General features: G+C 74.5%; 11 protein-coding genes. 7 read left to right on the top strand and 4 right to left on the bottom strand.

The features are described 5' to 3' along the window. The 3 genes from ACFV4N_RS34165 to ACFV4N_RS34175 form a co-directional block, all read left to right on the top strand. Positions 1–841 (top strand): RNA polymerase sigma factor (locus ACFV4N_RS34165; RefSeq protein ID WP_499676792.1); only part of this gene is annotated, 841 nt, incomplete at its 5' end. A 285-nt stretch (positions 842–1126) separates the two neighbouring features. After that, positions 1127–1906 (top strand): endonuclease/exonuclease/phosphatase family protein, encoded by a 780-nt coding sequence (locus tag ACFV4N_RS34170; RefSeq protein WP_499676793.1) that lies wholly within the window; start codon positions 1127–1129, stop codon positions 1904–1906. 372 nt (positions 1907–2278) lie between these two features. Next, positions 2279–3406, top strand: coding sequence for a hypothetical protein (locus ACFV4N_RS34175; protein WP_499676794.1), 1128 nt, complete (start codon positions 2279–2281; stop codon positions 3404–3406). 21 nt (positions 3407–3427) lie between these two features. Here ACFV4N_RS34175 and ACFV4N_RS34180 read toward each other — a convergent pair whose 3' ends face one another. Next, positions 3428–4816, bottom strand: a complete 1389-nt coding sequence (locus tag ACFV4N_RS34180) for an FAD-binding oxidoreductase (protein WP_499676795.1) — start codon at positions 4814–4816, stop codon at positions 3428–3430. Between the two features lie 201 nt (positions 4817–5017). On the opposite strand from ACFV4N_RS34180, the gene ACFV4N_RS34185 reads away from it, so the two are divergent. The 4 genes from ACFV4N_RS34185 (at position 5018) to ACFV4N_RS34200 (ending at position 8071) form a co-directional block, all read left to right on the top strand. Further along, positions 5018–5644: a dihydrofolate reductase family protein gene (locus tag ACFV4N_RS34185; protein WP_499676796.1), complete on the top strand. Its 627-nt coding sequence runs from the start codon at positions 5018–5020 to the stop codon at positions 5642–5644. A 106-nt stretch (positions 5645–5750) separates the two neighbouring features. Continuing rightward, complete coding sequence (locus ACFV4N_RS34190) at positions 5751–6074, top strand: YciI family protein (protein ID WP_499676797.1); 324 nt, start codon at positions 5751–5753, stop codon at positions 6072–6074. Continuing rightward, complete coding sequence (locus ACFV4N_RS34195; protein ID WP_499676798.1) at positions 6071–7306, top strand: RNA polymerase sigma factor; 1236 nt, start codon at positions 6071–6073, stop codon at positions 7304–7306. Before ACFV4N_RS34190 ends, ACFV4N_RS34195 begins: the two co-directional genes overlap by 4 nt. Positions 7307–7414: 108 nt before the next feature. After that, complete coding sequence (locus ACFV4N_RS34200) at positions 7415–8071, top strand: flavodoxin family protein (RefSeq protein WP_499676799.1); 657 nt, start codon at positions 7415–7417, stop codon at positions 8069–8071. Here ACFV4N_RS34200 and ACFV4N_RS34205 read toward each other — a convergent pair. From ACFV4N_RS34205 to ACFV4N_RS34215, 3 genes are all read right to left on the bottom strand, one after another. Then, positions 8014–8550: a hypothetical protein gene (locus tag ACFV4N_RS34205; protein ID WP_499676800.1), complete on the bottom strand. Its 537-nt coding sequence runs from the start codon at positions 8548–8550 to the stop codon at positions 8014–8016. The two genes, ACFV4N_RS34200 and ACFV4N_RS34205, sit on opposite strands and share 58 nt — an antisense overlap. Then, positions 8540–8974 (bottom strand): carboxymuconolactone decarboxylase family protein, encoded by a 435-nt coding sequence (locus ACFV4N_RS34210; protein WP_499676801.1) that lies wholly within the window; start codon positions 8972–8974, stop codon positions 8540–8542. Before ACFV4N_RS34210 ends, ACFV4N_RS34205 begins: the two co-directional genes overlap by 11 nt. Before the next feature lie 3 nt (positions 8975–8977). Beyond that, positions 8978–9292, bottom strand: a 315-nt coding sequence (locus ACFV4N_RS34215; protein WP_499676802.1) for an MFS transporter, incomplete at its 5' end; no start/stop codon positions are given.

Here is a 9292-nt window from a genome sequence, read left to right on the forward strand (position 1 = left end):
TGTGTATAAGAGACAGGGCATGGGCACGCGGATCAGCCGCGCCAAACGGCAACTGGCCCGCGCGGGCGCCCGCTTCACCCCGCCGACCGACGCCGACCGGGCCGACCGGGTGGCCGCCGTCATGCAGGTGCTGTACCTGATCTTCAACGAGGGCTACACGACCTCGTCCGGCGACGAGCTCACCCGCGTCGACCTGACCCACGAGGCGATCCGGCTCACCCGCGTGCTCCGCGACACCCTGCCTGCCGACGACGCGACCACCGCCGAGGCGACCGGCTTGCTGGCGCTCATGCTGCTCACCGAGGCACGGCGGCCGGCGCGCACGGGCGACGACGGCGAGCTGGTGCCGCTGGAGGAACAGGACCGGACGCGGTGGCGGGCGGACCTCATCCGCGAGGGCACCGCGCTGATCGACGGCGTCCGGCACCGGCGCGAGATCGGCCCGTACCGGTTGCAGGCCGCGATCGCGGCCGTGCACGCCACCGCCGAATCGCCCGACCGGACGGACTGGCCGCGGATCGCGGCGCTCTACCTGTGGCTCGAACGCCTCACCCCCACCGCACCGGTCCGGCTCAGCCGGGTCGTCGCGGTGGCCCGGGCCCACGGCCCCGGACGGGGGCTGGCGCTGCTCGACGACCTCAACCGGCGCCACGGCCTGGACCAGGACCCGCTGACCCGCCAACGGGAACGCGCCGTCCGGGCCCACCTGCTCCAGCTCACCGGCGACACCGCTGACGCGGCGGCCCTCTACCGGGAGGCGGCGGCCCTCACGGACAACCACGTCGAACAGCGCTACCTGCGCGACAAGGCCGACCGCCTCGACCCGCCGGATCGCCGGTGAGGCCCGTGGCCCCGCGGCCGGCGCCGCGTCGTCGTCACGCCGGACCTGCTCCTCGCGCCGGCACGGCCGTTCCGCCCGTCCACAACGGACCGGTGCCGGGCGTAGTCGAGGGCGGCGGGGAAAGGTGGTGTGCGCGGTTTTCACCCGGTGGGTTCGTCGGTACGCCCGTACAGGTCACGGGTGCGGGTCCCGCCCCAGGTCACGCCGTCGTCGAACAGGCGTCCGGGCGGTGAACTCTTGCCGAGCCGTCTTCGGCACGGGGGCGGAGGTCTGCACAATCGCGCTGTGATCCCACGCATCGCCGCACGTCCGCGCGCCGCGCTCCTCGGTCTCCTGCTGCTCGCCGGGCTGCTGCCCACCGGCACCGCCGCGGCCGCCCCCGCGCGCCCGCCCTACTCCCTGCTGCACATGAACATCTGCTCCAGCGGGTACGCCGGCTGCCACGCCAAGACCGAGTACCCGAAGGTCGTGGACGAGGTGGTCGCCCGCATCGAGGCCAACGACGTCAACGCGGTCACCCTCAACGAGGCGTGCAGCGGCGACGTGGCCGAGATCGCCGCGCGCACGGGGTACCACCACCGCTTCGCCACGGTGATCTACCGCGGCGCGCCGCTGGCCTGCAAGTCGCCGGAGGGGCGGGGCGTGTTCGGCAACGCCGTGCTGACCAAGGAGGCGATCCGGGCCGCCGAGGACGCGCCGTTCTCCGTGTTCAACGGCGTGGAGCAGCGGCGCTGGCTCTGCGCGACGACCGCTCGCCGCGTGGACGTCTGCACCACGCACCTGTCCACCGGCGGCGAGGCGCCCGGCACCGCCAACGCGGTCCAGTGCGCCGAGCTGACGGCGGTGCTGTCCTCCCGCGGCCGGCCGACGATCTTCGCCGGCGACGTCAACCGGCGCACCTCGTGCGCACCCCGGGACCACTGGACGCTGACCGACGCCGAGGCCGTCCAGGCCCCCGGCATCCAGCACTCCTACGGCAACCTCGCCTCGCCGGAGCTGGAGATCGAGCCGACGACCTACACCGACCACGACGCGCTCGTGGTGCGCGCCGGCCTGCGCCGCTGACCTGCGCCGCTGACCTGCGCCGCTGACCTGCGCCGCTGACCTGCGCCGCGCCGCCCGTGCCGCGGCGGTGGAACCCGCGACCCGCCCGGACCGTCGAAGCGGCCGGAGTTCGTGGAACACGAGTGGCCGGTGCGCGATCCGTCCTGATCGGACCGCACCCCGGCGGAACGGGTGGTGCGCGGTGCGGTGCGAGTCGATCGTCCTAGGGGAACGGGTGCGGGCCTGATGCCGCACGTGCCGTCATCGCCCCCACCCCCGCCGGGGCCGGGTCGCGGACCACAGCCCTGGCCCGCCTACCCGACCGGACCGGTGCACGGCGGACCGGCCTGGCCCCCGCCCCCGCCGCCGAAGCGCGGGCGCGGAGCGGTGTGGGTGGTCCTGGCGTTGGTCGTGGTGCTGGTGGCCGCCGGTGTCACGGCCTGGTTGACCCTGCGTGGCGAGGACGGGTCCCCGAGCGGCGGTGACGCGACCGATAGCGCGGGCTGCTCGGGCGAGTACTGCATCGGCCGGTACGAGTACGTCAACGCCTGCGGCCTGCTGGACCCGTCGAGCGCGGCGGCCCGGATCGGCCCGATCGGCGACGGGGGCCTGCGGGTGCAGGAGTCGTTCATCGACCCGCTGCCCACCGCGGACCCGGCGTCGCCGCCCGCGTGGCCCTTCTCCGCGCGGTCGTTCTGCGACATCAGGCCCGTCGACCACGAGGAGGCGGTGTTCCGCGGCCTGTCGCTGGAGTTGGAGCAGTACGGCAAGGCCGGCGTGGTGGAGGACCGACCCGTCGAGCGGGGTCGGTCGTTGCCGGGCGTGCGGGACGTCGCCGTGCGGGACGGTGACGGCGGCGTGGAGGTGTTCGGCCGGGTCCGCAACACGCGTTTCAGGCTGAACCTGGTCTGGGGCAACAAGAAGCCGGCCGTCCCCGAGGCCACGCTCACCGCGCTGGTCGACGGCGTGGTCGAGGGGGTGGCCACCGCGCCCGGCGCGGCCCGGGACCTCGGCGAGCTGCGCCAGGACGGCCGGCGGGTGGTGACCGACGCCTGCGCCGTGTTCACCGGCGCGGACTTCCAGGACGCCGTGAACTACGCCGTCGACCCGACCAACGTCGACCGCGGCTACACCACGGCGTTGACGGGTCCGATCACCAGGACGTGCCGGCGGACCACCGCCCCACCCGACCGCGAGCGGCCGGCTCCCGAGGGCACCACCTACCTGGACGGGGCGATGTCGCCCCAGGTCACGGTGACCTCGCACCCCGACGCCGCGGCGGCGCGGGCGGCGGTGGCGGAGGACCGCCGGGACCTCCGGGGCGCGGTGGACCTCCCCGGCCTCGGCGACGGGGCCGTGTTCGGCGTCGCCGGTTCCCGCTTCAGCCTGGCGTTCACCAAGGGCTTCCACCAGGTCCGCGTCGACTGCGGGCTCAGCAACGGCAACGCGGACTGGACCCCCGCCGACATGCGGGCCCGACTGGAACCCCTCGCCGCCGCCATCGCGGCCCGCATGCCCTGAGAGGGGCACGCCGGCCGCGCGTCAGGGGCGGATGTTCTTGTTGAGGTGGAGGAAGTTGGTGGGGTCGAAGAGGCGCTTGAGGTCGGCCAGGCGGGCCGTCTTCCGCTCCCCGTAAGCGTCGGCGACCCGTCGCGCGGGCTCGTCGCCGTCGAGGAAACCGGGGTGGGTGCGGCCGTCGGAGAAGCGGGAGAAGGCGTCCCAGCCCTCCCGCGTCCACGCGGTGTGGGCCTCGGTGTCGCCGGGGTCGCTCCAGGTGGACTGGAACATGCAGAAGAACCGGGCGTCCCGGCCGGGGAACGCGGTGCCGTCCTCCGCGACGCGGGCGACGGCGCCTTCGAGGTGCAGCAGCTCGACCAGGCACAGGGGTGACACGGCGGCGCGGGCGTGGCGGACCAGCGCGGTGATCGCGTCGTCGCCCAGTTCGGTCAGGTAGCCGGAGCGGATGCTCTGGCGGTAGCCGTAGTCGCCCGCCGGCATGCCGTCGAACATGCCCTGGAGCGCCAGGTAGGACATGGGACCGACCAGGTCGGCCGCCGGGCCGGACGCGCGCAGCGGGCGCAGCGCCTCCTCGGCCTCCTCGGGCGGGCCGCTGTGGCACACGCCGATCGCGGCGACCAGCTCGCCGTGCAGCGGTTCGGGCAGGCCCGGCATCGGCGGCGCGGTCAGGGCGATGACCGTCGAGGTGACCGAGTCGGGTTCGGTCGCGGCGTGCTCGCGGTAGAGGGCGAGCACCTCGGCCAGCCGGTCGCCCGGGTAGAACAGCAGCCCGGCCACCACGTCGCGGACCGGGTGCAGCCGGAACTCGAACTCGGTGACGACGCCGAAGTTGCCGCCGCCGCCGCGCAGGCCCCAGAACAGCTCGCCGTTCTCGTGCTCGCTCGCGGTGAGCAGCCGCCCGTCGGGGGTCACCACGTCGACCGAGAGCAGGTTGTCGACGGTCAGCCCGTGCCGGCGCATGAGCCAGCCCATGCCGCCGCCCAGGGTGACGCCGGCGACGCCCGTGCCGGAGCACTGCCCGCCGGTCGTGGCCAGGCCGAACGCCTGCGTCTCCCGGTCCAGCTCGGCCCAGGTGAGGCCGGCCTGGGCGCGCGCGACGCGCCGCACCGGGTCCACCCGGACGCCCTTCATCGGCGACAGGTCGAGGACGAGGCCGCCGTCGCACACGCCGTTGCCGGCCACGTCGTGGCCGCCGCCGCGCACCGCCACCTCGACACCGGCCTCCCGCGCCACCGCCAGCGCGTGCCGCACGTCGGCCACGCCCCGGCAGCGGGCGATCACGGCGGGGCGCCGGTCCACCGCCGCGTTCCACACCACGCGCGCCCGGTCGTACCCGGCGTCACCCGGTTCCAGCAGCTCCCCGCGAAAATCCGCGCGAATGGCCTCGGCCACCGCCCGACCGCCCCGGTCCACCACAGCTCCTCCGATCGTCGGGCCCGCACCTCGTCACCCGTTGTACGACCGCGGTGCGCGGCGCACAACCGCGAGGCGACGACGGCGTGCCGGAAAAACCCGGAAGGATGCCGGGGGAGGTGTCGGATCGGGGCCGGGTCGTTCGTAGAGGTGGTGGGAGGTCGCCCGGCGGGGGCGCCTCGACCCGCGGGAGATGAGATCATGAAGCTGACGACCGTCACGCACCTCTCCGTCGACGGCGTGGTGCAGGGGCTCGGCGGCCCGGACGAGGACCGCCGGGGCGGGTTCGAGCGCGGCGGGTGGGCCCTGCCGCTGTTCGACCACGAGGCCGAGAGGTGGCTCGGCGAGGTCTTCCTGCGCGCCGACGCGTTCCTGTTCGGCCGCCGGACCCACGAGATCTTCGCCGCCTCCTGGGGCACCGGCTCCTGGGGGACCGACCAGGGCGACAACCCGATCTCGGCGGCGTTGAACGGGCGGCCCAGGTACGTGGTGTCGTCCACGCTCACCGACCCGGGGTGGGCGGGCACGACCGTCCTGACCGGTGACGTCGTGGCCGCCGTCGGCGAGCTGAAGTCCCGGCCGGGCGGCGAGCTGCAGGTGCACGGCAGCGGCGAGCTGGTCCGCCGGCTCGTCGAGGCCCGCCTGGTGGACGAGATCACCCTGATCACCTACCCCGTGGTCGTCGGCCAGGGCGCGCGGCTGTTCCCGGCCACCGGCCCGGACGCGGCGCTCGACCTGATCGGCTCGCGGGTCACCGCGAACGGGGTGACGATCCAGGTCTACCGGCCCGGCGGGCGCCCGCGGTACGCCGGCACCCCCGGCGCGTGACCCGGGAACCGCGACCCGAAGCAACGACCCCAAAACACCGACCCCAGAACCACGACAGCGGGCGGCCCTCGCGGGGCGCGCCCGAGGACGCAGGAGGCGACCCGAGGTGCAGTACCTGGTTTCCGTGATCGACGACAAGACCGGCTCCGCCACCCCGGAGGAGATGGCCGCGATCACCGCGTTCAACGACCGGCTCCGGGCCGGGGGCCACTGGGTCTTCGCCGGTGGCCTCGCGGACCCCCGCACGGCCACCGTCGTCGACAACCGGGGCGGCGGGGCGGTGGTCACCGACGGCCCCTTCCTGGAGACCAAGGAGTACCTCGCCGGTTTCTGGGTCGTCGAGGCCCCCGATGCCGACGTGGCGCTCGACCTGGCCGCGGAGGGGTCGGAGCACTGCAACCGCAGGGTCGAGCTGAGGCCGTTCCTGTGAGCGGGGCCGAGGCCCGGGAGGCGGTCGCCCGCGCCCACCGCGCGGGGTGGGCCCGGCTGGTCGCCTCCCTGACCAAGCGCTTCGGTGACCTCGACATCGCCGAGGAGGCGGCGGCCGAGGCGTTCGCGACCGCCGTCGAGCGGTGGCCCGCCGACGGCGTGCCCCCGAACCCCGACGCCTGGTTGACCACCACCGCCAACCGCAAGGCCATCGACCGGATCCGGCGCGAGGGCAAGCGCGACGACAAGCAGCAGGAGGCCCTGGTGCTGCACGACGACGACCCGCCCGCGCCCCTCGGCGCCATCGAGGACGAGCGGCTCCGGCTGATCTTCACCTGCTGCTACCCGGCGCTCGCGGTGGAGAGCCGCGTGGCGCTGACGCTGCGCCTGGTCGGCGGCCTCACCGTGCCCGAGATCGCCCGCGCCTTCCTGGTGCGGGAGAACGCCATGGGTCAGCGGATCACCCGCGCCAAGGCCAAGGTCAAGGCGGCTCGCATCCCCTACCGGGTGCCGTCCGCGGCCGACCTCCCGGGACGCGTCTCCGGCGTGCTCGCCGTCCTCTACCTCGTCTTCAACGAGGGCTACCTGGCGACCGGTCCCGACACCGACCCCGTGCGCCAGGACCTGACCGCCGAGGCGATCCGGCTGACCCGCCTGGTCCACGACCTCGCGCCGGAGGACGGCGAGGTGACCGGGCTGCTGGCGCTGATGCTCCTGACCGAGGCCCGCCGCGCCGCCCGGGTCTCGGCGGGCGGCGAACTGGTCGCCCTGCACGAGCAGGACCGCGGCGCCTGGGACGCGGCGCTGATCGCCGAGGGGCACCGGCTGGTGCGCGAGCGCCTGGCCACCGGGGTGGCGCCGGGGCGCTACCAGCTCCTCGCGGCGATCAACGCCGTGCACACCTCCGCCCGCGACGTGCGCGACACCGACTGGTCGCAGGTCGTCGCCCTCTACGACCAGCTCGTCCGCCTCGACCCGTCGCCGGTCGTCGTGCTCAACCGGGCCGTCGCGGTCGCCGAGCTGGACGGCCCCGAGGTGGCGCTGGCGATCGTGGACCGGCTGGGGGAGCAACTGGCCGCCTACCACGCCTACCACGCGACCCGCGCCGACCTGTTGCGCCGGCTGGGTCGCGGCCGGGAGGCGCGCTCGGCGTACGACGAGGCCATCGGGCTGGCGGGCAACACCGCCGAGGTCGCCTACCTGGCCCGCCGCCGTGACCAGCTCGGGCCGTGACCAGCTCGGGCCGTGACCCGCGACGCCGCAACCGTTCCGGTGGTGCCCGATCCTGGGTAGGTTGGAGCTGCCCCCGGCACGCGGTCGCGGGCACGGGAGGTCCTCCGGATGAAGATCATTGCCTTGTCCTGCACGCAGAAGCGCCTCCCGTCGCTGACCGACGCGCTGCTGGAGGCGGCGATCGCCGGCGTCGTCCGGGAGGTCGGCGACGCGGAGGTCCAGCGGATCCGGTTGATCGACCACCGCATCGGGATGTGCGAGGGCGAGGACACCTGCCTCGACCCCGAGGTGGGCCGGTGCACGCTCGACGACGACTTCGAGCACGTCGTCGGGCTGGCCGAGGGCGCGCGGGCGATGCTGCTGGCCATGCCGGTGTACGCGGGGAACGTGCCCGCGGTGCTGAAGATCTTCCAGGAGCGCTTGAAGAGCTTCATGAACGCCGGGGAACGCCCGTTCGGCAACCTCCTGGTGGGGACGATCGTGCACTCGCGCACGATGCTGACCGAGCCCGCGCTGGGCTCGTTGTTCCCGTGGTACCTGCGCCTGCGGAACAAGAACGTGGCGTCGGCGTGCCTCACCCAGAGCGGTCACCAGGACCTGACCCGCACCGCGGCGCTCGACCTGTGCGAGGCCGTCGGCCGGCAACTCGGCCTGACGCTCGACGTCGACCGGTCGCCGGCCGACGGCCGCACGGCGCTGCCGCTGGTTCAGCCGCCGGCCCGCCCGCGGTGCGGCGACCCGGCCGCGTCCTCTTCCGGCGCGTGAGGGGATTCCGCGCGCCAGGTGCACCCGTCACCCGCCTGCTCGCACGACACCGTGACGTCCGGTTCGACGTAGCGGGCGGCGATGGAGGTGTTCAGCTCCTGGCAGTACTGGCACGGTGACGAGAACGTCAGCACGACGCCGGCGCGGGCGGCCCGCTTGCGGTACCGGAGGATCCCGCAGTCGGTGTTGCGCAGGACGGTGCCCGAGGACCGGGCCTCGCTGGTCACCGCCGAGTCGTACAGCAGGAGCTGGCGCCGCAGCCGCGTCATGAAGTGGTCGGTGGCGGACACCCCCGCGGGCCGTTGCGCCCGCAGCAGCTCCGCGGTGATGCGGGAGTTCGCCTGGATCCACGCGGCCAGGCCCTCTTCGCCGTGCTCTCCCAGGACGAACTCCTCCGCGGCCGCCTGGGCCTCGAAGAACCGCTGGCGCCACAGCTCGACCTTCTCGTCCGGGTCGAGGAAGGGCGGTTCACCGGTCATGACCCGCGTCCTCCCCGCCGCCGCCGATGTCGCCGCCGTCCCCGGTCCCGCCGTCCCCGGTCCCGCCGTCCAGCTCGGCGAAGACCTCCTGGGCGACGCGCAGCCCGTTGTTGGCGACCGGCCAGCCACCGTAGTAGGCGAGCTGGATGATGACCTCGACGACCTTCTCCCGCGACATCCCCAGGTGCAGGGCGGCGCCGATGTGGCCGCGCAGCTCCCAGTCGGTCCGCGCCAGCGCGACCGCGGTCAGCGCGACCAGTTCGCGCTCCTCGACGCTCAGGTGCGGTCGGCTCCAGATCTCGCCGAACAGGTGGTCGACGGTGATCCGCAGGAACTCCGGGTGGGAACCGGGGCGCGGTTCGCGGCCGAAGACCTGCCGGAACACGGCCTCACCCCGCTCGTGCCGGGCGGACGGCTGGTTCATCGATCAACTCCCTCGTGTTGGCCGAACGGTTGTCAACGCCCACGACGCCGCGAAGGCGGCGACCAGCAGCGCGGCGCCGCTGCCGAAGGCGGCCGGGACGCCCACCCGCTCGGCGACGAGCCCGACGGCCACCGGCCCCACCACGGCGCCGACGTCGGTGCACATGGAGAAGACGGCGACGCCGCTGCCGGCCCGGCCGGCGACGACGTCACCGACCAGCGCGGCCGGTGCGGCGTTGAGCAGCGCCGACCCCGCCGCGTACGCGCAGAGCAGGACGACGAGCCAGGCGTACCCGTCCGCGAACGCCAGGGCCGCGAT

Origin of the sequence: Actinosynnema sp. NPDC059797 (assembly GCF_042732085.1) — a bacterium.
Lineage (GTDB): Bacteria > Actinomycetota > Actinomycetes > Mycobacteriales > Pseudonocardiaceae > Actinosynnema.

What these genes read in the sequence shown, in the direction of transcription:
- ACFV4N_RS34205 (WP_499676800.1), bottom strand. Translation starts at nt 8,550, where the DNA reads ATGACCGGTGAACCGCCCTTCCTCGACCCGGACGAGAAGGTCGAGCTG.
- ACFV4N_RS34200 (WP_499676799.1), top strand. Translation starts at nt 7,415, where the DNA reads ATGAAGATCATTGCCTTGTCCTGCACGCAGAAGCGCCTCCCGTCGCTG.
- ACFV4N_RS34210 (WP_499676801.1), bottom strand. Translation starts at nt 8,974, where the DNA reads ATGAACCAGCCGTCCGCCCGGCACGAGCGGGGTGAGGCCGTGTTCCGG.
- ACFV4N_RS34185 (WP_499676796.1), top strand. Translation starts at nt 5,018, where the DNA reads ATGAAGCTGACGACCGTCACGCACCTCTCCGTCGACGGCGTGGTGCAG.